The organism is Rhizobium sp. C4, assembly GCF_021026315.1.
Classification (GTDB): Bacteria; Pseudomonadota; Alphaproteobacteria; order Rhizobiales; family Rhizobiaceae; genus Ensifer_A.
In genome coordinates this window covers 38,365-62,315 of record NZ_JAJNCX010000008.1, presented here as the reverse complement: position 1 = coordinate 62,315, position 23,951 = coordinate 38,365, and the positions used below count along the sequence as shown (strand labels likewise).

The window sequence follows — 23,951 nt, the reverse complement described above, 5'->3', positions numbered from 1 at the left end:
TGCGCGCCTTCTACCTGCACTTTGGCAAAATGTACAGGGCAGAGGAAAACGGCATGCGGAGATGCCGTTTCAAGGTTACCGCGCGGCTGCGGTTTCAGAGGCTCTGCAGCGCCGCCTCACTTGTCCGGTCGAAGAGGTAGACATGGCCGGGGTCGATCTGCACGTCGATGCTTTTCGCCGTCAGGATCGCCCGGCTCATATTGGCGGCAATGGTCAGCATGGGCTCGGTTTCGGTGACGACATAGGTCATCGAGCCGGTCTGCTCGACGAGTGAAACCGGCAGGCGCAACGTGTTGCCGGTCTGAGTTTCGGAGACCACGTTCAGATGTTCCGGGCGGAGCCCAACGGTCACGGCTTCGCCGGCGGGGCGGTGGCCGGCAAAGCTGACGATCGGATCGCCCGGGAGGGTCAGGCGCACGCGGTCGCCTGCCTCAGTCACGATGCCATCGATGAAATTCATCGCCGGCGAGCCGATGAAGCCGGCGACGAAGCGGTTGACGGGGCGGTCGTAGAGGTCGAGCGGCGCGCCCTGCTGTTCGATGACACCGGCGCGCATGACGACAACATGGTCGGCCATGGTCATGGCCTCGATCTGGTCATGGGTGACATAGACGGAGGTCGCGCCAAGGCTGTTATGCAGCTTGCGGACTTCGGCGCGCATGTGGACACGCAGCGCTGCGTCGAGGTTCGACAAGGGTTCGTCGAAGAGAAAGGCTTTTGGGTTGCGGATGATGGCGCGGCCCATGGCGACGCGCTGGCGCTGGCCGCCGGAGAGTTCGCGCGGATAGCGGTCGAGCAGCTGGCCAAGCCCCGTGATCTCCGCAATTTCCTCGGCCTTTCGCCGGGCTTCCGCCTTCGGAACGCCCTTGAGGCGGAGCGAATAGGTGAGGTTCTTTTCCACCGTCATATGCGGATAGAGCGCGTAGGACTGGAACACCATGGCGATGTCGCGAAGCCGCGGCGGCTGGCGGGTGATGTCCTCGCCCTTGATGCGGATCGCGCCGCTGGTGATCGTCTCCAGCCCCGCAATGGTGCGCAGAAGCGTGGACTTGCCGCAGCCGGAGGGACCGACAAGCGCCACGAACTGGCCCTTGGGGATGGCGATGTCGATACCGCGCAGCGCGTGATAGCCGCCGTAATATTTCTGGATGCCGGCAAGTTCGATCTGCAAGGTCATTTGAGCGCTCCGGAAGTCAGGCCGCTGACGATACGGCGCTGAAGCAGGACGAAGATTATGAGGATGGGCGTCACATAGATCGCCGCGAAGGTCATGATGCCGGTCCAGTCGGAGGCATTCGGTCCGACGAAGAATTGCAGGCCGACGGTCGCGGGCTGATAGGCGCGATCGGTGATCAGCGAGCGGGAATAGACATATTCCCCCAGCGCCTGCAGGAAGATGAGGATCGCCGAGACGAGAATGCCGTTGCGGGCAAGCGGCACGGAAATGGAGAGGAACGCGCCGATGCGGCTGTTGCCGTCGACAAGGGCTGCCTCTTCCAGTTCGCGCGGCACCTGCGTGAAGGCGGCGCGCACGAGCACGATATAGAGCGGCAGCTTGTTGGCAGCGGTGGCAAGAATGGTGCCCGTGCGCGGCCAGGAGAGAAGCCCAAGCTGGCTGAAGGCGACGAAGATCGGCGTAACCATCAGAGACGCCGGCAGGACCTGCAGCATGAGCACGAGGAACAGCGCCACATCCATCCAGACCGAGCGCACCCGGGCAAGCCCATAGGCGCAGCCCGTGCCGAAGAGCACGACAAGCGTAACGGTGCCGCAGGCGATGACGAGCGAGTTCTGGATGAAGGAGCCCATGCCCATGTCGTTCCAGACGCGCGTCACCTTCAGCTCGGCATGATGCGGCCAGAGCGTCGGCGGGTTGGCAAACGTTTCGGTATTCGTCTTCAGCGCCGTCACATACATCCAGTAGAGCGGGAAGAGGTAGATCGCGACAAGCACGACGGCGATGGCCAGCAGCAGCCAGCGTTTCCAGGGGGTGCTAGACAACATGTTCGTGCCTCGTCGAGCGGACATAAGCGGTGGCGACGAAGATCACCACGAGGATCATGAAGACCGAGACGACCGAGCCATGGCCGATGCGGTATTCGCGGAAGGCCAGCTCCCAGGACCAGTATTGCAACACGTTGGAGGCATTCGACGGCCCGCCTTGGGTCAATGCTGCGAAAAGGTCGAACTGCTGGAGCGTGAAGATGATGCCGAGCGAGATGACGGCGCCAAGCTGCGCCCGCATCATCGGCAGCGTGATGGTGAAGAAGCGCTGCAGCCGCGTCGCGCCATCCAGTTCTGCCGCCTCGTAGACATCCGCCGGGATCGCGGCGAGGCCGACAGACAGCAGGATCATGTTGAAGGGCACGCCGAGCCAGACATTGGCGATGATGACCGAGTAGATCGAGATCGACGGATCGGAGAGCCAGAAGATCTTCTGCTGCGTCAGCCCGAGCGACTGGATGAGCCAGTTCACCACCCCAAAATCGCCGGCAAGCAGCCAGCCCCAGATGGCGCCGACGACGAGGCCGGGCATGATCCAGCCGGCGAGAAACAGGCCGCGCAGCCAGGTCGCGCCCGGAAAATCGAGCCGGAAGAAGAGCGCCAGCGCCAGGCCAATCGCGAGCTGGAAGACGACCGAAACGCCGACGAACAGGATGGTGTTGCGTACGACCGGCCAGAACAGCGGATCGTTGACGATGTCGCGATAGTTTTCGAGCCCGACAAAGGGCCGGTCGAAGGTCGCGATCGTGAAGAGATCGACGCTCTGGAAGGAAATCACCAGATTGTAGATAAGCGGGAAGGCGGAAAAGAAGACGAGATAGGCGAGCGCCAGCAGCACCAGCGCGCTGTCAAAGCCGCCGCCATCGCGGAAAACACGGTTGAAACGTAACATCTCGCCTCCCAGCATGCATGGATTCCAGATGAGCATCTTGTTCGCGATGTCTCAACTGGCCGCGGGCAAGGGACGCCTGCCCGCGGCCGTTTCACAAGGTGACCAACGGAGGCCTTATTTGCTCAGAACCCCATCGATGGACTTCTGGGCCGCCGCCAACGCATTTTCCGGGGAGGATTGGCCGGTCAGCGTGGTCTGGATGGCCGTCTGGATCGCCTTGGAGACCTTCGCCCAATCCGGGCTCGGCCCGCGATTGCGCGCAAACTTCATCGACTCGTTGAAGACCTCATAAGCCTGCGGATAGTTCGGCTTGTCGACCTTCACCGGATAGGCCGGCATGTAGCCGAATTCGTTCCACACGCGCGGCATCTGCTCGTACATGTATTCGACGAACTTGAAGGCTTCCTTCGGATGCTTGGAGTTGGCGACGATGACGTTGTCGCCTTCACCGAGAGCCGACGCGCGCGGTGCGCCGTCCTTCGGCACGGGAAGGAGGGCGACGCGATAGTCGAACTTCGCATCCTTGCTCATGCGCGGCAGTTCCCAGGGACCGGAAATGTCCATGGCGGCGTTGCCCGCATTGAACGTGCCGGTCGAATCCCACTGGCCGCGGATCAGCGTGTCCTTGGAAGCCAGACCCTCGTCGATGAACTTCTTCCACAGCGCCAGCGCCTGAACGCCGCCCGGAACATTGACCTTGTTATAGTCGCCGCCGGCCATCTGCAGCCAGGGCAGGAACTGGAAGGTGCCTTCTTCCGACGCTGCTGCCGAGAAGGCGAGGCCGTAGACGCCCTTGTCCTTGTTCGTCAGCTTCTTGGCGGCATCATAGACCTCGTCCCAGGTCTTCGGCGGCTTGGCCGGATCAAGGCCGGCGGCCTTGAACAGGTCGGCATTGTAGTAGAGCGCGATCGTGTTGGCGCCACGCGGAATGCCGTAGATGCCGCCCTTGTAGCTCACCGAGGCGAGCGGGCCGGGGAAGATCTGGTCGAGCTTGATGACCGAGCTCTTGTCGACCATCGGCTTCAGGTCGAGCAGCAGTTTGCGCGAGGCAAAGAGCGCCACGTCCGGATTGTCGATATAGGTGACATCCGGCGCTTCGCCGGTCGCCATCGCCTTCGCCAGCTCGTTGACCATGTCCGGGAACTGGACCGAGCGGACATTGACCTTGATGTCCGGGTTCTTGGCCGAAAACTCCTCGGCCATCTTGTAGTGATATTCGCCGGGCCGGTCGACGGTCCAGAGATTGATGGTGACAGGCTCCGCCCAGGCGGGCGTCGACAGCGTTACAAGCGCGACAGCGCCCATCAGCTTTGCAATATTCATGATACTCCTCCTTTGATCATGATGACGATGTTGCCGGTCTACCGGCGTCTCCTCCTCACAAAAGCGACGGGTCGCCGCCTTCATATTGCGCCGTGATGTCGACGAAGTCGCCGCCCCGGCAATCCTTCAGATAGTTGAGCGCGCGAACCTGGCCGGTCATCTCCAGCGCATCGCGATAGACCGGGTCGTGCCAGCCCTCGATGTCGATCGCGCCCTGATAGCCGCCGAGGCGAAGCTCGCTGATGATGTCGGTCCAGTTGCTGTCGCCGAAGCCCGGCGTGCGCATCAGGACGAAGGGGTGCTTGCCGAAAATGCCGTGCTCGCGCACCACATCCCAGCGCACGGTGGCGTCCTTGCCGTGAACGTGGAAGAACTTGTGTACCCATTTGCGGATCTGCGGCAGCGGGTCGATCAGATAGACGAGCTGGTGGCAGGGCTCCCATTCGAGGCCGAGATTGTCGTCCGGCGTCTCGTTGAACATCAGCTCCCAGGCATCCGGGTTATGCGCGATGTTCCAGTCGCCGGTCTGCCAGTTGCCGTCCATGGCGCAGTTTTCGAAGGCGATCTTCACGCCCTTGTCGGCGGCGCGCCTGGCAAGCTCGCTCCAGATCTCGCGATAGCGCGGCAGGCTGTCCGTCAGCGGCTTGTTGCGGACACGGCCAGTAAAGCCGGCGACGCAGGTGGCGCCGAAGTGATGGGCATTGTCGATGCAATCCTTCCAGCCCTGCAGCGTTTCGAGATCCATCGTGTCGGCTTCCAGCGGATTGCCGAACATGCCGAGCGTCGAGATCGTGATGTCGCGGTCGCCGATGGCCTCGACGCAGCGCTTGCCGAGATCGGCAAGGTTCTGCCCGTTGGTCGTCTGCCAGAAGAACGGCTCGAAGCTCTCGAAGCCGAGATCGGCGATCTCGGCGATGCGCTCGGCTGCCTGACCGCCATGGGCTGCGACCATGGTGCCGATGCGGATCGATTTTGCGGGATTGGTCATGGGAGGTTCCTTTATCAAGTCAAATCAACGCGGCGCTTCTCGCCGGCGGTCGCGCTCTCGATGGCGGCGGCCACCATGGCGAGGCTCTGGATATTGTCCGAGCCGACGGTGAGCGGCGTGCTGCCGCTCAAGACCGCGCGGACGAAATCGGCAATCACGCCGCCATGGCCCTCGATCAGCGGTTCGGAGAGCGGCGGAACGTCGATGGCTTCGAGCGGCCGGAAAAAGCCTTCTTCGCCGGCGACCACGTGTGCCTCGAAGCCCTCATTGCCGTTCCAGAGGACGGTGCCCTTCGTGCCGATGATGCGCCATGTGCTTTCCCAGGCGGTATTCGCCCCTTCCGCGCACCATGAGCCGCGATAGGTCATGGCGACGCCGTCTTCAAAATCGAAGAGCGCGTCAGCCGCCGCGCCATGGGCATACCAGGAGCCCTTGGGATTGGTCTCGCGGCAATAGACGGAAACAGGCTTGCGGTTGATCAGGTAGCGTGCGGCATCGAATGTATGGATCGCCATGTCGAGAAGCAGCACATGGTCCATCGCATCGCGGAAGCCGCCGAAATGGGCGCCGATGAAGAAATCGACATGGACGGCCGTCAGGTCGCCGAGCGTGCCGGCCTCGATCAGCGCCTTGACGCGGCGGATGCCGGCGAGAAAGCGGCGGTTCTGGATGACGGCATGAAGTTTGCCGGACTTTGAGGCGAGCCCGACGAGCGCCTTCGCCTCATCGAGCGTATTGGCCATCGGCTTTTCCGACAGGACATGGCAGCCGGCGGCAAGGCCGGCCTCGACGACGGCGAAGCGGGCCGGGGGAACGACGAGATCGAAGAGAAGATCGGGCTTCAGGTCGGCAAGCATGTCGGGGAGGTCGGCGCTGATCGACAAGCCGGCGAGCCCATGCTTTTCGGCGCGGCGCACCGCCACTTCGGGGTCGAGATCGACCATGCCGACGAGACGCATATTGTCTTTCAGATACGGAATTTCACGAAGCGCGGTGAGCCAGCCATCAGACATAGCTCCGCACCCCGCCATGACGGCGGTCAGCATACCAGATCTCCTCCCAGAGCACCGCGTTTCCTCTGTCGCGGCCGTTTTGTAAACGTTTACGAAAGTTGCCATGGGTCTTGAGACGTGTCAAGAAAATCTTGGAAACGTTTACGAGGCATGCGTTATGAACATTCGCCGGCTGGCCGACCATCTCAATATCTCGATCGGAACGGTGTCGCGTGCGCTCAACAACCGGCCGGGTGTTCATCCGGAAACGCTTGAAAAGGTTCTGAAAGCCGCCGCCGAACTCGGCTATGTCGCCAATCAGTCCGGGCGTTCGCTGAGGCGCGGCGCGACGAACACGATCGGCTTCGTCATCGAGACGGGCCATCCGGCGCACCAGTCCGGCGACCAGTTCTTCTACGTCGTGCTCGATGCGATGAACCTCTATCTCGCCGAACAGCGCTACGATCTGGTGATCCTGCCCTGCCATTCGGCGGATGATCCCGTCGAGTTCCTGTCGCGGGTGATTGCGCGCGGCATCGTCGATGCGCTGGTGATGACCGCCACGCGCCGCATCGATCACCGCATCGCCCAGCTGGCAAAATCGAAGCTGCCCTTCATGACGCTGGGCCGCAGCGAGACGCCCGGCAACTATTCCTGGATCGACCTTGATTTCGAAGGTGTAGCGCTTCGCTCCGTGCAGGAGGCGGTCAAGCTCGGCCACAGGCGGATCGCCGTCGGTTTGCCGGATAATGATGTCGCGCTCGGCTATCACTACAAGGCCGGCTATCTCAAGGGGCTGGCAGAGGCCGGAATTGCGGTCGACGAAAGCCTCATCATCCGCGTGCCGACCAGCGAAATGGGAGGCTTCAGCCTCGGCAAGCAGGTGGCCGGGATGAGCGATCAGCCGACGGCGCTGCTGCTCTGCTCGGAAGTGACGGCCGCGGGGGTCTATGCGGCCTTCGGCGAAATGGGCGTCGAGGCGGGGCGCGACATTTCCATCGTCGCCTTCCGCGAGAACCCACTGATGCGTTTCCTCAACCCCGCGCCCGCCTGCTTCAGGATTGACCTTGATGCGCTCGGCACACGGCTTGGCGAAACCGTGCTCGATCTCCTGTCGAAAGATGAGCAGCGCAACCAGCGGCGCGGCGAGATCATCCCGGTGGAGTTCATGCCCGGCAAATCACTGCAGCCACCGCGCGGGCTTCAGCGCTGAGCGAGCGGCCTGCTCCAGGTGGCGGACTGGATATCCGCCTCAGCCACATCGGCCATCGCCTTGTGGATCGAGGCCTGAACGGTCTCCGACGGGCGGATCACGAGAATGACGGTTTCCTGCGGGGGGCAGCCGGGCACATGGCAGGCCAGTTCATTGACCGACACAACGGTATCCTCAGTGAGTGAAAGACTTTCCCGCGTCCATTGCTTGATCGAGCGGGCCTGATCGACAAGCCCGGGCGCGCGCCGTTTCAGCGGATTGACGAAACCGGAATTCACGCATCTCTCCCTGGCAGCCAGCCGAATGCCCGGCGCGGGGCGGGGGCAAGGGCTGCAAAAAGCTCGCGGATCTGTTTGATCGGCATGTCCTGACCGATCAGCACGACGCGGGTCTGCCGGTTCTCGTCCGGCCAGCGGTCAAGCTGGGCCAGCGGATAGAGCCGATGCTGGACCGCATGCGCGACGACCGGGCGCTCGGGCGCATCGGAAACGGCAAACAGCCCCTTCATCCGCAACAGCCCGGAATCGATATTGCTGGTCACGACCTTCAGGAAAACATCCAGCGAGCGCCGGTCGAGCGGCACGTCATGCGTCAGCGCGACCGCCTCGATCCGGCCGTGGCGGGCGGGGTCGTGCGCGTGCTCATGCGGGCCTCTCAGCCGCTCCATGGCAAGCCACCCGACCACGTCTTCCGCCTTGCCGTCAGGCGAATAGGCACCAGTGCCGAAGAGCGACACGAGGTCGAAGCCTGGCGCATGCCGGTCATGGAGTTTTGCTGCGGGGTTCAGATGCTGAAGCTCTGCCGCAAAGTCGCAGGCGAGATGCGGCAGATCGGTTTTCGTCAGCACGATATGGTCGGCAAAGGCGAGCTGTTTCCAGCCTTCGATGAAGCGCTCCAGCGTCGAAAGCCCTTCCAACGCGTCAAAGGCTGTCACGACGCCGGCAAGCTGATAGCGCCGCGCCACGACATGGTCGCGCAGACCCATGGCCGGCGCGCCGCCGGCAATCAGGCTGTTGACGATGGGGGCGGGGTCGGCAAGGCCGGTCGTTTCGATGACGACGCGGCGGACCGGCGGCACATCGCCCGCCGCAATCGCCTGATCCAGTTCGTAGAGCGAGGCGCGGATATCGCTCGTCGCCGTGCAGCAGAGGCAGCCGGTGGAGGTGCGCAGATAGGTTTCGCGGCCCGAATGGACCAGATCGTGATCGACCGGGATGGTGCCGAATTCATTGACGATCACCGCCGTCCCGGTCATCGCCGGATGGGTGAGGATCTCGTTGAGCAGCGTCGTTTTGCCGGCGCCGAGAAAGCCGGTCAGCAGCGTCACGGGGATACGATTATCCGCGCGCCTGCCGCCGGTGCGCGGTGCCGAAGCCGGGTTGTGATCGGAGAGTTCTGGCGTTTCCATGCGGTCCCGATCCGGGGTTGACAAGCGACGCAGATGTAATGTTATTACGCCGGCAGATGAGTAATGTGATAACATTACATATACGGCGAGATGATGGCTGCGCAAGCCATGCGATGTCGCTGCCCGAAACCCGAAGAGGACAATCCGATGGAACGCGAAGCAACTCCAGTCACCGTGCTGACGGGCTATCTCGGCGCGGGCAAGACCACGCTTTTGAACCGCATCCTCACCGAGCCGCATGGCCGCAAATTCGCGGTCATCGTCAACGAGTTCGGCGAAGTCGGCATCGACAACGACCTCATCGTGGACACCGACGAGGAAGTCTTCGAGATGAACAATGGCTGCATCTGCTGCACGGTGCGCGGCGATCTCATCCGCATCATCGAGACGCTGATGCGCCGCCGCGACCGCTTCGACGGCATCCTCATCGAAACGACGGGCCTGGCGGACCCTGCGCCGGTGGCGCAGACCTTCTTCGTCGATGAGGACGTGCGTTCGAAGACGCGGCTCGATTCGATCATCACCGTGGTCGATGCCAAGCATCTGCTCGGCGAAATCGATCAGGCCCATGAGGCGCAGGAACAGCTCGCCTTTGCCGATACGATCATCCTCAACAAGGTTGACCTCGTCAGCGAAGAAGAGATTGCCGCCGTCGAGGAGCGCATTCGTCGGCTGAACCCGGCGGCCTCCATCATCCGTTCGCAGCGCTGCGACGTTGATATCGCCGCCCTTCTCGATCGCCATGCCTTCGATCTCGACCGCATTCTCGAAGTCGAGCCCGATTTCCTCGACGAGACGCATGAACACGAGCATGACGACCATGTCTCGAGCCTTTCGCTGACGGCCCGTGAGCCCCTTGATCCCGAACGCTTCTTCCCCTGGCTGGAACTGACGGTGAAGCATTTCGGCACCGATATCCTGCGGATGAAGGGGATCATCAGCTTCGACCGCGACGACGACCGCTATGTGGTTCAGGGGGTGCATATGCTGATGGAAGGCAATCACCAGCGCGCCTGGCGTGAAAACGAGGAGCGCTTCACGCGTCTCGTCTTCATCGGCCGCAACCTGCCGAAGGACGTCATCATCGATGGCTTCGACAAATGCCGGCTCTTCAGGCAGGCGGCGGAATAGTCCGCAAATCTGTTGAGGGCGCGCGGCGGTGATGCGACTTGACACCGCCGCATGCCCGCGCATAACTGCGGGTGACGGTTCCTGAAGGCAAAGCCGAAGGGATTAATAGGGAACATGGTGAGGACGACCCGAATGGGGCCGAAACCATGGCTGCCCCCGCAACTGTGAGCGGTGAGGCTCTGTCAACGACGCCACTGGTCTGAAAAGACCGGGAAGGCAGACAGGGCTATCGACCCGCAAGCCAGGAGACCTGCCGTCAAGACACGTAGCAACCGGACGGGGTGTGCCGGGAAGCGTTGATGGACCCACGCGCCTCTGCGCCCGTGCGGCCGATCATCCTTCTCCAGCGCCGATTGCCGAGAGATGAGATGAGTTTGACAGCGCTTGCAGCCCAGGACCTGACCTTCCGCACCCCCAGTGGCGCGTCGATCGTCGATGCCGTTTCGCTTGATATCCGCACCGGCGACCGCATGGCCATCATCGGGCCGAACGGGGCGGGAAAGACGACGCTCCTGAAACTCCTGTGCGGCATGAGCCGCCCAACGTCCGGCTCCATTACCCTCGACGGCACGCCGCTTCATGCGCTGAAACCCATTGATCGGGCACGCCAGATCGCCGTCGTCGGCCAGGCCGACCAGCCCGACCGGCGCATTTCCGTGCGCGACTATGTGGCGCTCGGCCGTATCCCGCATGCCGCGCGCCGCACCCGTGCCGAAGACGCCGATCTTGTCGATGCCGCAATGGAGCGCACGGGCCTCACGGCGCTTGCCACGCGCGAAATGGGCCTCCTTTCGGGCGGCGAGCGCCAGCGGGCGCAGATTGCCCGTGCGCTGGCGCAGGAGCCGCGCATTCTCTTCCTTGATGAGCCGACGAACCATCTCGACCCGCGCGCCCGTGGTGCGCTGCTGGCGCTCGTCGCCAATCTCGACCTCACTGTCGTTGCCGTTCTCCACGATCTCAATCTCGTGCCGGATTTCGCCACGCGCGTGGCCGTCATGCGCGATGGAAAGTTGATTTCGTCGGATGAGACCCTGTCGCGCGATCTGGTGCGCGACGTCTTCGGCATCGATCTTCTGCGCCTGCCGCATCCGCATGAAAACCGCGAGCTGACCGTTTTCGACATTCCGCTCGCCCACTGAACCACCCCTCAAAGACTGGATGATCTTCCCATGAGACGCTTCACGCTCAGCCTCCTGCTTTCGCTTGCCGCAAGCTCCGCCTTTGCCTTCCCCGTCACCGTTGACAGCTGCGGCAAGCCGCTGACCTTTGACGCCGCCCCGAAGCGCGCCGTGATCAACGACATCAACATGTCGAAAATGGCCTTCGCGCTGGGCCTGCAGCCCGAAATCGTCGGCATCACCGGCGTGTCCGGCTGGTACAAGCTGGATGACGAATTCAAGAAGGAGCAGGGCTCGATCCCCGAGCTTGCGCCGAAATATCCGACGATGGAAAACATCCTCTCGGCCAATCCGGATTTCTTCTTCGCCGGCTGGTATTACGGCATGAAGCCGGGCGGCGAAGTGACGCCGGATACGCTGGCCCAACATGGCATCAAGACGCTGGTGCTGACCGAAAGCTGCGTCCATCTCGACAAGAACCGCCCGGCCGCCTCCATGGACCTGCTCTTCGGCGACATGGAAAAGCTCGGCAAGATCTTCGGCAAGGAAGCCGAAGCCGGCAAGCTGATCGACGGCTGGAAGGTCGAGCTGGCCGGTATCCGGGAAAAAGTCGGCAAGAATGCCGGCACGCGCGTCTTCCTCTATGATTCCGGCGAGGACAAGCCCTTCACCGCCGGCAAGTTCGCGATCCCGAGCGCCATGATCGAGGCGGCCGGCGGCCAGAACATCATGGCCGACATGCAGACGAGCTGGGGCAATACGGATTGGGAAACGGTTGCCGCGCGCAATCCGCAATTCCTCGTCCTGCTCGATTATCAGGACGGCGCCGGCTACAAGAAGCTGCTCGATTTCCTGAAGGCTCACCCGGCCATGAAGGAAACGGATGCGGTGAAGAACAACCGTTTCGTGGCGCTGCGCTATGAAGAGCTGACCCCCGGCCCGGACAATATCAAGGCCATCGGCAAGATCGCCCGCGCGCTCCATCCGGAAGCCTTCTGAGCGTGACCGCGCGCTTTGCTTTTGGTGTGACGGCGGCGATCCTCGCTGTCGTCATCCTGGCCTGCATTTCGGTTGCCTATGGCTCGACGGTCATTCCGCTCGATCAGGTGGTGGGCGCGATTGCCCGCGCCGTGGGCTTGAGCCATGCCAGCGCCGCCACGCCGATTGATCGGATCATCGTCGATCTGCGCCTGCCGCGCGCGCTGGTGGCAATTGCGGTCGGGGCTGGCCTTGCCGTCATCGGCCTGCTGCTCCAGACCATCACCCGCAATGATCTCGCCGACCCGTTTCTCTTTGGTCTCTCGGCGGGGGCGGCGGCTGGTGCTGTGGCCGTCATCACCCGCGTCGGCGATCAGCTTGGCGTCTTCACCCTGCCGATTGCCGCCTTCACCGGCGGCATGTGCGCAACGGGGGCCGTGCTCTTCCTGCTGCGGCGCACGGAGGGGCAGGGCAATGAGCGGCTGGTTCTGGCCGGGCTTGCCGTGTCGTTTCTCTTCACGGCGCTGACCAATTATCTCGTCTTTTCCGGCGACCAGCGCGCCGCCCATTCGGTGCTCTTCTGGACGATGGGCGGGCTTGGCCTTTCCAGCTGGCACAATATCGGCATCGGCGTGGCGGGTGCCGGGATGGTGCTTGCCTATACGTTGGCGCGGCACCGGCAGCTCGATGCCCTGCTCGGTGGCGAGCAGACGGCGGAAAGTCTCGGCGTGCCGGTGAAGCGGCTGCGCAATGTGACCTTCCTTGTCGCCAGCTTCTCGACCGCGCTGCTTGTCTCGATCACCGGCGTCATCGGCTTCATCGGCCTCATGGTGCCGCATATCGCCCGAGCCTTTGCCGGCCCGCTGCATGCACGCCTTGCCATTGTGTCCAGCCTGATCGGGGCGGCGCTGATGCTGGGCAGCGATCTGCTGGCCCGCACGCTTCTGCCGCCGCAGGAATTGCCGGTGGGGGTGGTGACGAGTTCGATCGGCGCGTTTTTTGTGATTGCCATGCTGATGCACGGGAAGCGGTGAACGCGTTCGAGCATCGCGTCTGCGGAACCCCCCTCTGCCTAGCCAGGCATCTCCCCCGCAAGGGGGGAGATCGGCAAGACGAGCACGCTTACTCCAACAGCTGACGTCCTGGTTTGATGCGCAGTTATCGGACGGCGTTCGCGCCACGAGTCAATCTCCCCCCTTGCGGGGGAGATGGCCGGCAGGCCAGAGGGGGTTGGGTCCCTCAAGCGCCAAGCAAGACTATTTCACCGACTGGATCGCCTGCCAGATCCGCTGCGGGGTCGTCGGCATTTCGATATGGCCAATGCCATAGGCGCGGTAGAGCGCGTCGGTCACGGCATTGAGGGCGGCGGGTGTTGCGCCGATCGTGCCGGCTTCGCCGGCGCCCTTGATGCCGAGCGGGTTGATGGTGGAGGGCACATGCGCGCCGTCCCAGTCGAACATCGGCAGATTGTCGGCGCGTGGCATGGCGTAATCCATGAAGCTCGCCGTCAGCAGCTGTCCGTCCTCCGCATAGACCGCACCTTCGCTCAGCGCCTGGCCGATGCCCTGCACGATGCCGCCATGGACCTGGCCCTGAAGCAGGATCGGGTTCACCACGACGCCGAAATCGTCCACGACCGTATAGCCGACGATTTCGAGCGCGCCGGTTTCCGGGTCGATCTCGACTTCGCAGATATGCGTGCCGTTCGGATAGGTGCATTCTTCCGAGGTGAATTCGCCGAGGCCCTTCAGGTCTTCCGGGTTCTTCGCCTTGCCGGCAAGCGTTGCAAAGTCCACTGTCCGGTCGGTGCCGGCGATGCGGGCAATGCCGTTGTCGAATTCGATATCGGTTTCCGCTGCTTCCAGCTCGTCGGCGGCGAGCTTGCGGATCTTCTTTGCCAGATCCTCGCCGGCGCGGGCGGCCGAGACGCCGCCGAGCGGGATCGAGCGAGAGCCGCCCGTGCCGCCGCCGGTTTTCAGCCGTGATGTGTCGCCCTGCCGGACGATGATCTTCTCCGGCGGCAGGTTCAGCTTGTCAGAGACAAATTGCGTATAGGCCGTGGCATGCCCCTGGCCGCCGGTCTGCGTGCCGATGTCGAGGGTCACCGTGCCGTCGGTTTCCAGCGTCAGATGCACCGGCTCGCCGCCCGGGAAGGCGCAGCATTCGATATAGGTGGCAAGGCCGATGCCGCGGATCATCCCGCGCGCCTTGGACGCCTTCAGCCGTGCGTCAAAATCGGCCCAGCCGGCCTTTTCCAGTGCTGCTTCCAGATGCCCGTCGAAATTGCCGACATCGTAGGAGCGGCCGAGCACGGTCTTGTAGGGAAACTGTTCCGGCCGGATGAAATTGCGCCGGCGGATTTCGTCCGCACCCACATTCAGATCGCGGGCGCACTGGTCGGCGAGCTTTTCAAGGAGAAGTGCTGCCTCCGGCCGGCCGGCGCCGCGATAGGCGTCCACCGGACAGGCATTGTCATAATAACAGGTGACGGCGATATCGACGGCGGGAAGGTCGTAGACGCCGGTCAGCATGGTCGCGCCGACGTAAGGGATGTAAGGCCCGAACTGCGAGATATAGGCCCCGAAGCTCGCCTTGGTGCGCACGCGCAGCGCCAGGAAGCGGCCGTTTTCGTCCATTGCCATTTCAGCAACCGAGAGATTGTCGCGGCCTTGCGCATCGGTGAGGAAATGCTCGGTGCGGTCGGCGGTCCACTTGACCGGCCGGCCAAGCTGGCGGGCTGCTTCCATGACGAGCGGATATTCGCGATAGACGAAGCCCTTGGGGCCGAACGCGCCGCCGACGTCGAAGGTCAGGACGCGCAGCTTTGCCGGATCGATCTTGAAGATATCGCGCGACAGGATCTCCTGGAAACCATGGACGCCCTGCGTGCCGGTGGTCAGAACGAAGCCTTCGTCTTCGCCCTTCCATTCGGCGACCGCCGAGCGCGGCTCCATGTAGTTGCAGACGAGGCGGTTGTTGATGAATTCGACACGGCTGACATGGGCAGCCTTTTCGAAAGCCGCGTCGCTCCTGGCGCGGTCGCCCATGCGGTAGGTGACGGCGGCGTTGGAGGCGAGATCGGGCCAGACCTTCGGTGCGCCTTCGGCCAGTGCGGCCTCCGCGCCGATGACGGCCTCTTCCATGTCATAGTCGAGGTCGATGAGTTCGGCAGCGTCCTGCGCCAGCGCGCGGCTTTCGGCAACGATGAAGGCCACCGCATCGCCGACATAGCGCACGCGATCGCGACAGAGGAGCGGAATGCCATGCGGCACCGGCTTATTGCCGTCCTCGCCCGGCAGCAACGCCTGCGGCGGCAAGTCCGGCAGGTGGGTGATGTCCTCGGCCGTCAGCACCAGATGCACGCCCGGCGCTTCGCGTGCGGCCTCCACCGAATTGATCCGGAATGTGCCGCAGGCGACCGGCGAGCGCAGGACATAGCCGTGCAGAACGCCCTCGAATTTCAGGTCGTCGGTAAATTTGCCCTCGCCCTTGAGAAGCGCGTTGTCTTCAAGGCGCAGAACAGAGGCTCCCAAGCCGAATTTCGCGGTGTAGACGTTCATATTTTCCTCCGGAATCAGGCAGGCGGCGCACCGGGCGGTGCTGCTGTGGCCGGACGATCACGAGTCGCTGTCCGGCAATTGCTGATAGCCCACTATCGAAGGCGCAACAGGCATTTGTCAATCTGTGATCGCGCTTGAGGGAAGGATGTCGCGCCGATTGCCAGAAGTTGCAGTTTTTCTGAAATGAGCAGGTTAACGTTAGCAATATCTCAACACATTACCCCAAGAAATAGGGAATGAAACTTGGGGATGGCGGGTCGCGGATCATGGAGATGCCGAACCGCCCGAGACCGGGCTTTCGGCGCATCCGCAGGCGGTGCGCGTGGCCCTGTTACCCCCGGTTGATGTTCTTTGGATCAAAGGGAATGATCGAGCATGTGTGCCGTTGTCGTCAGCAATCCGGTGACAGAGCTAATGCGCAGGCGCAAGGTTCCGCCGCTGCCTCGCAACTATGAGCTGTTTTACGAGGCGGTCATAGGTTCGAATACGAAGCTGTCTTCCGAGCTTGCGGCGCTCGGTCTGCAGCCGATGCAGGTGCAGCTCGATGCCCTGTTCGACAAATATATGGGCGAGTTGCGCCGAAACCGGCAGATCGACAAGGCGCATAGCAACCTTTCCGAGGAGCTTGCCGCCCTGCTGAACCTGCTGGGCCGCGAGAAGGACGAGCTGGAAAATCACGGCGCGTCGCTCAACGGCCTCAAGAAGACGCTGGCCGCCAATGACGACAAGTCGCTCGGCCAGATCGCGCAGGCGATTGCGGACATCCAGACGGTGACCGAAAAGACGCTGGCCGCCAACGGCAATGTCATGGCCGAGGCGGAGAACAAGTCGGCGAGCCTGCAGGAAATGCGCCGCAAGCTCAACGAATACAAGCGGCTCGCCTATATCGACAGCCTCACCGGGCTCTTCAATCGCCGCGCCTTCGACGACCGCATGGCATCCGCCTTCGCGAAATACCGCAAGCTTGGCGGCTGCGCGCTGATTCTCGCCGATATCGATCATTTCAAGCGCTTCAACGACACCTATGGCCACCCGGTCGGCGACAAGGTCCTGACGGCCGTGGGCCAGTCGCTTGCCAAGTTCGCCGGGCGCAACATCTTCGTGGCACGTCCGGGCGGCGAGGAATTCGCGCTCATTGCAGAAAACATGTCGTCGGAAGAGGCGGGACGCCTCGCCGAACTGGTTCGCCAGGAAGTCGCCTCGATCATCTTCGAAATCAAGGGCGGCGCGAAGGTGGATCCCGTGACGATCTCGCTCGGCGTCAGCATGGCAGACGATGCGCTCGATGGCGTGGAGTTCTATCAGAACTCCGACCTTGCCCTCTATTCCTCCAAGAACGGCGGCAGAAATCGCACCACCGTCTATTCGATGGAGCTGCGCGGCGCGCTGAGCAACAACAGGATGATGTACACGAAGGCGATCTGAGCCCGCCTATTTCAGGTTTGCCGAGGCGCTCGCCTCTTCAAGCTCGAGAATGCGCAGCAGATTTTCGCAGGCGTTGTCCTGATTGCCGGCCTCGACGGCCTGGGCCAGCGCGCGCTGCGTGAAGATCGAGGTTTCGTAATAGGGCGAGGTTCCGTCGGTGAACTCGCCCTTCGGCATGGCGGCTGCGAGCGTGAATTCGACGACGCCGAGTGCCGCACGCATCAGAGGGTTCTGCGAGGCGGTGAGAAAAATCTGGTGGAGTTCCAGATTGGCCAGCGCGAAGCTCTCCGACACGCCGCGTGAAATGCTCATCTGCTGCAGCCAGTAATACATGGTGCGGACCTGATCCGCCGTGCGGTTGCGACAGGCAAGCCGCACGGCCTCGCCTTCGATCAGGCGGCGGATCGAGAAGAAATGTGCCGCAAGGCTGGCATCAAATCCGCCTTCGAAGAGCCAGAGCAGCACCTGCTGGTCGAAATAGGCCCAGCGGTTCTTCGCCGCCACGCGCGTGCCGACCTTTGGCCGCGCCTCGACCATGCCCTTGGCTTCCAGTGTCTTCAGCGCCTCGCGCAACACGGTGCGCGAGACCCCGTACATGTCCATGAGTTCGGCATCCCGCGGCAGGATCGAGCCCGCAGGGAATTTGCCGGTGACGATGCCGAGCCCCAGTTCGTTGATGACGAAGGAGTGGAAGTTCGGCGCAGCCGACCGCCCTGTTCGGGAGCGAATCAGGCTGCCGGGTTCACTCATGTTTCAATTTCCAAAACACCTTGGACCGCGAAGAGGACGCAGAGAAGACGAGCCTCTGCAGCACGATGAAGACGAACAACAGGCCACCTATTACTATCTTCGTCCACCAGCTTGAAAGGGTTCCATCGAAAATAATGTATGTTTGGACAAGACCCTGCAGCATGACGCCGATGAAGGTGCCGGCCACGAAACCGTAGCCGCCGGTGAGCAGCGTGCCGCCGATGACGACAGCGCCGATCGCGTCGAGCTCGACGCCGACCGCGGCCAGGGGATAGCCGGCGGACGTGTAGAGCGAGAAGACGATGCCGGCGAGACCGGACAGCGTTGCAGAGAGCGTGTAGATGAGGATCGTCGTGCGCGCCACCGGCACGCCCATGAGGGCAGCCGACGTGGCGTTGCCGCCGAGCGCATAGACATTCGAGCCGAAGCGGGTGCGATGTGCAACGAGAGCGCCGACGATGAAGACGATGATCATCAGCGCGCCGATCATGCTCAAGCGACCGCCGCCCGGCATCAGCCAGTAGGTGGAGGTGACCTTGGAATAGAATTCATGCGTGACGGGAATGGAATCCTGCGTGATGACGGAGGCTGCCCCGCGCGCCAGGAACATGCCGGCCAGCGTTACGATGAAGGGCGGCACTTCCAGATAGTGGATCGCGGCTCCCATAGCGGCGCCAAAGGCCCCGGCCACAACGAGCGCGATGACAAAGGCCGCGAGCGGGTGGATGCCCGCCCAGCCGATGAGCACGGCAATCAGCACGCCGGTGAAGCCGATGATGGCGCCGACCGAAAGATCGATGCCGCCCGAGATGATGACGAAGGTCATGCCGACGGCGGTGATGCCAAGGAAGGCGTTGTCGGTGAGGAAGTTGCCGAGCACGCGCGTGGAGAACATGCCCGGAAACTGGAAGATGCTGGCCGCATAGGCGAGCGCGAAAATGACGGCGGTGGCCGCCAGCGGACGGAGACTGCGGTTCATGATGCTTTCCTGGCGACAGCGCGCTGGGTCTTGCGCATTTCGATGAGGCGGGTGGCGAGCGGCGACTGCATGGTGAAGATCAGGATGATGACGCCGGCCTTGACCACGAGGTTGAATTCCGGCGGGAAGCCCGACACGAGAATGCCGGTGTTCATCGCCTGGATGATGATGGCGCCCAGCACCGACATGGCAATCGAGAACCGCCCGCCGAGCAGCGACGTGCCGCCGATGACGACCGCGAGGATCGCATCCAGCTCGAGCCAGAGCCCGGCATTGTTGGCGTCAGCCCCCTTGATGTCGCCGGCAACGATGAGGCCGGAGATGGCGGCGCAGAAGCCGGAGAAGCCATAGACGGCGACCAGAAGAAGGCCGCTGCGGATGCCGGCAAGGCTCGCCGCCGCGCGGTTGACGCCGACGGATTCGATGAACAGGCCGACGGCACTGGAGCGCACCACGAAGACGCTGATGAAGAGCAGGACGATCGCGATGACGACCGGCATTGGCAGCCCCGCAAACGAGCCCGTGCCGATCGAAATCAGCAGCGGATCGGCGAAGGTCACGATCGAGCCCGCCGTGATCAGCTGCGCGATGCCGCGCCCGGCAACCATGAGAACGAGGGTTGCGATGATCGGCTGGATTTCCAGGAAGGCGACGAGGACGCCGTTCCAGACGCCGCAGAGGACGCCGATGGCCAGGGCCGCAATCACGGCGACAGAAGCCGGATAGCCGTCCGTGACCAGCGTGGCGGCAACGGCGCCGGAAATGGCCATGACCGCGCCGACCGACAGGTCGACGCCCTTGGTGGCGATGACGGCCGACATGCCGATGGCCAAGATCGCCACCGGGACACCGCGATTGAGCACGTCGATCAGACTGCCGAAAAGCCGGCCGTCCTGCCAGGTGACGTTGAAAAAGCCGGGGAACAGGGCCCAGTTGACGAGCAGCACGACGACAAGCGCGATCGACTGCGGGTTCACAAGCGGGGAGAGTTTCTTCAGTTTCATACGCTTGCTCCCTCGGCCGAAACCGTTTCATGCTGGGCGGCAATCGCCTGGACGATGACGGACGGGTTGATGTTGTCGCCGGTCAGCTCGGCCACCATTTCGCGGTCTCGCATCACGACGATGCGGGACGAATAGGCGACGATTTCGTCGAGTTCCGACGAGATGACGAGAAGGGCGAGACCTTCCTCGCGCAGCCGGTTGATGGTGCGCACGATTTCGGCATGGGCGCCGACATCGATGCCGCGGGTCGGCTCGTCGAGGATCAGGAAATTGGGGTCGGTTGCCAGCCAGCGGGCGAGGATCACCTTCTGCTGGTTGCCGCCGGACAAGAGCTTGACCGGCATGTCGAGCGAGGCGGCGCGGATGTCGAGATCTTCGGCAAACTTGCCGGCAATCTCCATCTGCTCGTCGCGGTTCAACGCCTTGAACCAGCCGAGCTTGCCCTGGAGCGCGATGACGATGTTTTCGCGCACCGACAGGTCGCCCAGAATGCCCTCGACCTTGCGGTCTTCCGGGCAGAAGCCGAAGCCGTGGGCGATGGCCTGCACCGGCGATTTCAGCGCGACCGGCTTGTCGCCGATGCGGATTTCGCCGGCATCGCACTGGTCCGCGCCGAACATGATGCGCGCCATTTCGGTGCGCCCGGATCCGAGGAGGCCGGCAACGCCGACCACTTCGCCGCGGCGGATCTTGAGCGAGAAGGGATGGATCTTGCCGGCCTTGCCGCACTCCGTGAATTCCACCAGCGCCGGGCCGGCCGCACGCTCCTCGATGCCGGTGACGGCGGGAGCGAAGGTAATGTCCTTGCCGAGCATCATGCGCACGACATCGGTGCGCGTCAGGCCAGAGAGCGGTTCGGTGCCGATCAGGCGGCCGTTGCGCAGGATCGTGACGCGATCGGAAATGGCGAAGACCTGATCTAGGAAATGGGTAATGAAGACGATGGCCATGCCGCGTTCTTTAAGCTGCGTGACCACTTCGAACAGCTTCTCGACCTCGAGCTTGTCGAGGCTGGCGGTCGGCTCGTCGAGCACGAGGACCTTGCCGGACAATTCGACGGCGCGGGCAATCGCCACGATTTGCTGGACGGCAACCGAATAGGTGCCAAGCTCGGCCTGCACGTCGATGTCGAGGCCATAGCGCGACAGAAGCTCGCGGGCGTTTTTCTCGATCAGCGACTTGCGCACGAAGCCGAAGCGGGTCGGCTGGCGGCCGAGGAAGAGGTTTTCGGCAACCGAGCGGTTCGGCAGGAGGTTGACCTCCTGATAGACCGTGCCGATGCCATGCGACTGGGCATGCAGCGGATCGGCGAAATGCACGGGCTCGCCATCGAGCAGGACTTCGCCACCATCCGGCTGGTAGGCACCCGTCAGGATCTTGATGAGTGTCGACTTGCCGGCGCCGTTTTCGCCGAGCAGCGCATGGACTTCGCCGCGCCTTAGGCCGAAATTGACGCCGTCGAGCGCCCGGCTCTGGCCGAATATCTTGATGACGCCGCGTGCTTCCAGCACGAACGAATTGTCGGTTTGATGATCGACCATCGTTCCCCTCCCGTTTTCGCAATCTTTTACGGTGTTGCAACCGAAGACAAGAACGTTCCGCCGGATGGTCCGACGGAACGCTTTTCAGCCATGAGTTTCATGGCTTGAGGGCTACTCCGGGATCAGTAACCCAGACCCTTCTTTTCTTCGTACACCTTCTTCGGATCGTCGTTCGGCGTGTAGAGCTTCGATTCCGTGATGATGAACTTTTCCGGTGCCTTCTTGCTCGTCCAGTAGGCGTCGAGCGCGTCAAAGGCGGGGCCTGCCATGTTCGGCGTCAGTTCGACCGTCGCGTTGGCTTCGCCGGTCATCATGGCCTTGAAGATATCCGGAACGGCGTCAACGGAGACGACGAGAACGTCCTTGCCCGGCTTCAGGCCGGCATCCTTGATGGCCTGAATGCCACCGACAGCCATGTCGTCGTTGTGGGCATACATGGCGCAGATGTTCTTGCCGCCGTCTTCAGCCTTCAGGAAGCCTTCCATGACCTCCTTGCCCTTGGAGCGGGTGAAGTCGCCGGTCTGGCTGCGCACGATCTTGATGTTGTCGTGGCCCTTGATGGCTTCTTCAAAGCCCTTCTTGCGGTTGATGGCCGGCGTGGAGCCGACGGTGCCCTGGAGTTCGACGACGTTGCACTTCTTGTCGCCAACGGTCTTGACGAGCCAGTCGCCGGCGACCTTGCCTTCCTTCACCTGGTCGGAAGCAACCGAGGTCAGGTAGAGGTCCTGCGGAGCGTCAACGCCGCGGTCGAGAAGGATGACCGGGATCTTGGCGTCCTTGGCTTCGCCGAGAACGGCATCCCAACCGGTGGATACGACCGGAGCGACGAGGATGGCGTCAACGCCCTGGGCGATGAAGCCGCGGATGGCCTTGATCTGGTTTTCCTGCTTCTGCTGGGCATCGGCGAACTTCAGATTGATGCCACGCTTCTCAGCCTGCTGCTTGGTGACCGAGGTTTCAGCGGCGCGCCAGCCGGATTCCGAACCGATCTGCGAGAAGCCGATCGTCTTGCCCTTCAGGCTGTCGGCATAGGCAGCAGAAGACAACAGGGCAGCAACGCCCGCGGCGACCGCGAGCTTCGTAAAGAACTTCATGATTTCCTCCCACAATGCTTACCCACTCTCTCCGGGTAGCTGAGGGGACGCTATCAAAAGTACTATTATATGTAAATATATCCTCATAAAAAGTGTATTTGGCACCATTTTATGCACGTAAAAGATGAAAATGCCCGCAGGAGATGCTGCCGGAAAGGTTCCGCAATCAACATTGAATCAAGAGCTTCCCGCACCTGCGTTGTGCAGGCGCAGCGCAACGGCGACGATTGCGCGACGCGTCTGAATCGTCCAAAACGGAACTCCGCGCCAGATAAAAATTCGGGAGGAATTCATGGCAAATGCGAGACCGCCGCTCACCGCAGCAACCATTTTGCCGGAGGATTCCGATGAGGCGCTGCTGGTCGGCCGCGTCTGGTCCAAGGCCGCCGATGGCCCGTCGCCGGTGATCTTGCGCGCCGGACGTCTCCTCGACCTCTCCGGTCACGTCGCCACGATCGCCTCGCTTCTGGAAAAGCCGGATGTGGCGACATGGCTTTCCGGCCTGACCGGGCTTGCAGATCTCGGCCCGCTCGACGCGTTTCTGAGCGGTGAGGCGGGCGAACTTCTGGCGCCTGTCGATCTCCAGGCCATCAAGGCGGCGGGCGTCACCTTTGCCGGCAGCATGCTGGAGCGTGTGATCGAGGAACAGGCAAAAGGCGACAGCGGCCGGGCAGAGGAGATCCGCAAGCGGCTCGCGCCCGTGCTCGGCGAGAGCCTGAAGGGTGTGGTCGCCGGTTCGCCGGAGGCCGCCAAGGTCAAGGCGCTGCTGCAGGACATGGGGCTCTGGTCGCAATATCTTGAAGTCGGCATCGGCCCGGATGCGGAAATCTTCACCAAGGCGCAGCCCATGTCGGCCGTTGGCTGCGGGGCGAAGGTCGGCATCCATCCGATCTCCGAATGGAACAATCCGGAGCCGGAAGTGGTGCTCGCCGTGCGCTCGGACGGAACCATTGTCGGCGCGACGCTTGGCAATGACGTGAACCTTCGCGACGTCGAAGGCCGTTCGGCCCTGCTGCTCGGCAAGGCGAAGGACAACAATGCCTCCTGCGCCATCGGCCCATTCATCCGCCTCTTCGATCAGGGCTTCACGCTGGACGATGTCGGCAGCCTGAGCGTCTCCTTGAGCGTGACGGGGGACGATGGGTTCGAGATGACCGGCGTCAGCCACATGTCGGCGATCAGCCGCACGCCGAAGAACCTGGCCGGCCAGATGCTGAACCGCAACCATCAATATCCCGATGGCGCGGCTCTCTTCCTCGGCACCATGTTCGCGCCCGTCAAGGATCGCCGTGGCCCGGGTCTCGGCTTCACGCACGAGATCGGCGACCGGGTGGAGATCGCTTCGCCCCGTCTCGGCCGACTCGTCAACTTCGTGGACCGCACGGATGCCTGCCCGCCATGGAGCTTCGGCGTGCGGGCACTGATGAAGAACCTGGCCGCGCGCGGGCTGATCGATCGTCTCTGAGCCTGGGACGAGGGCAGGGGATAACCTTGTCTGTTCCTTGTTTTCGTTGGCTGAAAGGGCCATCCTGACGCAACGGAAGGGCGGGC

21 protein-coding genes and 1 riboswitch are annotated in these 23,951 nt (G+C 62.8%); of the genes, 7 read left to right on the top strand and 14 right to left on the bottom strand.

The genetic code is table 11. The annotated features are described in order from the left end of the window. Nucleotides 1-94: 94 nt before the first annotated feature. From LQK84_RS15010 to LQK84_RS14985, 6 genes are all read right to left on the bottom strand, one after another. On the bottom strand, nucleotides 95-1,177 hold the full coding sequence (locus LQK84_RS15010; RefSeq protein ID WP_230829540.1) for an ABC transporter ATP-binding protein: 1,083 nt from the start codon (nucleotides 1,175-1,177) through the stop codon (nucleotides 95-97). Then, a complete protein-coding gene (locus LQK84_RS15005; RefSeq protein ID WP_230829539.1) occupies nucleotides 1,174-2,004 on the bottom strand; it encodes a carbohydrate ABC transporter permease in 831 nt (276 codons plus the stop codon). Before LQK84_RS15005 ends, LQK84_RS15010 begins: the two co-directional genes overlap by 4 nt. Further along, nucleotides 1,994-2,896, bottom strand: coding sequence for a carbohydrate ABC transporter permease (locus LQK84_RS15000; RefSeq protein ID WP_230829538.1), 903 nt, complete (start codon nucleotides 2,894-2,896; stop codon nucleotides 1,994-1,996). The genes LQK84_RS15005 and LQK84_RS15000 overlap by 11 nt, the downstream gene beginning before the upstream one ends. 114 nt (nucleotides 2,897-3,010) lie before the next feature. Further along, a complete protein-coding gene (locus LQK84_RS14995; RefSeq protein ID WP_230829537.1) occupies nucleotides 3,011-4,219 on the bottom strand; it encodes an ABC transporter substrate-binding protein in 1,209 nt (402 codons plus the stop codon). 55 nt (nucleotides 4,220-4,274) lie between these two features. Further along, the gene (locus tag LQK84_RS14990; protein WP_230829536.1) at nucleotides 4,275-5,207 is read right to left on the bottom strand and encodes a sugar phosphate isomerase/epimerase family protein; all 933 of its coding nucleotides are present in this window, start codon (nucleotides 5,205-5,207) and stop codon (nucleotides 4,275-4,277) included. 14 nt (nucleotides 5,208-5,221) lie between these two features. Next, complete coding sequence (locus LQK84_RS14985) at nucleotides 5,222-6,253, bottom strand: Gfo/Idh/MocA family protein (protein WP_269072089.1); 1,032 nt, start codon at nucleotides 6,251-6,253, stop codon at nucleotides 5,222-5,224. A gap of 124 nt (nucleotides 6,254-6,377) precedes the next feature. On the opposite strand from LQK84_RS14985, the gene LQK84_RS14980 reads away from it, so the two are divergent. Continuing rightward, nucleotides 6,378-7,412 carry a substrate-binding domain-containing protein gene (locus LQK84_RS14980; protein ID WP_230829535.1) on the top strand — a complete coding sequence of 345 codons (1,035 nt, stop codon included), beginning with the start codon at nucleotides 6,378-6,380 and terminating at the stop codon, nucleotides 7,410-7,412. On the opposite strand, the gene LQK84_RS14975 is transcribed toward LQK84_RS14980, so the two are convergent. Beyond that, complete coding sequence (locus LQK84_RS14975; protein ID WP_230829534.1) at nucleotides 7,403-7,690, bottom strand: hypothetical protein; 288 nt, start codon at nucleotides 7,688-7,690, stop codon at nucleotides 7,403-7,405. The two genes, LQK84_RS14980 and LQK84_RS14975, sit on opposite strands and share 10 nt — an antisense overlap. Next, nucleotides 7,687-8,820 (bottom strand): CobW family GTP-binding protein, encoded by a 1,134-nt coding sequence (locus LQK84_RS14970; protein WP_230829533.1) that lies wholly within the window; start codon nucleotides 8,818-8,820, stop codon nucleotides 7,687-7,689. Before LQK84_RS14970 ends, LQK84_RS14975 begins: the two co-directional genes overlap by 4 nt. A 147-nt stretch (nucleotides 8,821-8,967) precedes the next feature. On the opposite strand from LQK84_RS14970, the gene LQK84_RS14965 reads away from it, so the two are divergent. From LQK84_RS14965 to LQK84_RS14950, 4 genes are all read left to right on the top strand, one after another. Further along, nucleotides 8,968-9,951, top strand: a complete 984-nt coding sequence (locus LQK84_RS14965) for a CobW family GTP-binding protein (RefSeq protein WP_230829532.1) — start codon at nucleotides 8,968-8,970, stop codon at nucleotides 9,949-9,951. A 58-nt stretch (nucleotides 9,952-10,009) separates the two neighbouring features. Next, nucleotides 10,010-10,223: riboswitch (cobalamin riboswitch) on the top strand. A 96-nt stretch (nucleotides 10,224-10,319) separates the two neighbouring features. Continuing rightward, complete coding sequence (locus LQK84_RS14960) at nucleotides 10,320-11,090, top strand: ABC transporter ATP-binding protein (RefSeq protein ID WP_230829531.1); 771 nt, start codon at nucleotides 10,320-10,322, stop codon at nucleotides 11,088-11,090. Nucleotides 11,091-11,120: 30 nt separating this feature from the next. Continuing rightward, a complete protein-coding gene (locus LQK84_RS14955) occupies nucleotides 11,121-12,068 on the top strand; it encodes an ABC transporter substrate-binding protein (RefSeq protein ID WP_230829530.1) in 948 nt (315 codons plus the stop codon). 2 nt (nucleotides 12,069-12,070) lie between these two features. Next, the gene (locus LQK84_RS14950; RefSeq protein WP_230829529.1) at nucleotides 12,071-13,081 is read left to right on the top strand and encodes a FecCD family ABC transporter permease; all 1,011 of its coding nucleotides are present in this window, start codon (nucleotides 12,071-12,073) and stop codon (nucleotides 13,079-13,081) included. A gap of 222 nt (nucleotides 13,082-13,303) precedes the next feature. Here the strand turns inward: LQK84_RS14950 and LQK84_RS14945 are convergent, their stop codons facing one another. After that, nucleotides 13,304-15,607 carry a xanthine dehydrogenase family protein molybdopterin-binding subunit gene (locus tag LQK84_RS14945; protein WP_230829528.1) on the bottom strand — a complete coding sequence of 768 codons (2,304 nt, stop codon included), beginning with the start codon at nucleotides 15,605-15,607 and terminating at the stop codon, nucleotides 13,304-13,306. 375 nt (nucleotides 15,608-15,982) lie between these two features. Between LQK84_RS14945 and LQK84_RS14940 the strand changes: the two genes are divergently transcribed. Then, complete coding sequence (locus LQK84_RS14940; RefSeq protein WP_230829527.1) at nucleotides 15,983-17,032, top strand: GGDEF domain-containing protein; 1,050 nt, start codon at nucleotides 15,983-15,985, stop codon at nucleotides 17,030-17,032. Nucleotides 17,033-17,038: 6 nt separating this feature from the next. Here LQK84_RS14940 and LQK84_RS14935 read toward each other — a convergent pair whose 3' ends face one another. The 5 genes from LQK84_RS14935 to ytfQ form a co-directional block, all read right to left on the bottom strand. After that, complete coding sequence (locus LQK84_RS14935) at nucleotides 17,039-17,782, bottom strand: FadR/GntR family transcriptional regulator (RefSeq protein WP_230829526.1); 744 nt, start codon at nucleotides 17,780-17,782, stop codon at nucleotides 17,039-17,041. Beyond that, nucleotides 17,775-18,761, bottom strand: coding sequence for a galactofuranose ABC transporter, permease protein YjfF (gene yjfF, locus LQK84_RS14930; RefSeq protein WP_230829525.1), 987 nt, complete (start codon nucleotides 18,759-18,761; stop codon nucleotides 17,775-17,777). Before yjfF ends, LQK84_RS14935 begins: the two co-directional genes overlap by 8 nt. Next, nucleotides 18,758-19,765: an ABC transporter permease gene (locus LQK84_RS14925; RefSeq protein WP_230829524.1), complete on the bottom strand. Its 1,008-nt coding sequence runs from the start codon at nucleotides 19,763-19,765 to the stop codon at nucleotides 18,758-18,760. Before LQK84_RS14925 ends, yjfF begins: the two co-directional genes overlap by 4 nt. Continuing rightward, entirely contained in the window at nucleotides 19,762-21,306 is a 1,545-nt protein-coding gene (locus LQK84_RS14920; RefSeq protein WP_230829523.1) for a sugar ABC transporter ATP-binding protein, read from the bottom strand. Before LQK84_RS14920 ends, LQK84_RS14925 begins: the two co-directional genes overlap by 4 nt. 122 nt (nucleotides 21,307-21,428) lie before the next feature. Beyond that, complete coding sequence (gene ytfQ, locus LQK84_RS14915; protein WP_230829522.1) at nucleotides 21,429-22,400, bottom strand: galactofuranose ABC transporter, galactofuranose-binding protein YtfQ; 972 nt, start codon at nucleotides 22,398-22,400, stop codon at nucleotides 21,429-21,431. A gap of 292 nt (nucleotides 22,401-22,692) precedes the next feature. Between ytfQ and LQK84_RS14910 the strand changes: the two genes are divergently transcribed. Next, nucleotides 22,693-23,865 (top strand): fumarylacetoacetate hydrolase family protein, encoded by a 1,173-nt coding sequence (locus LQK84_RS14910; RefSeq protein ID WP_230829521.1) that lies wholly within the window; start codon nucleotides 22,693-22,695, stop codon nucleotides 23,863-23,865. The last annotated feature ends 86 nt before the right edge of the window (nucleotides 23,866-23,951 follow it).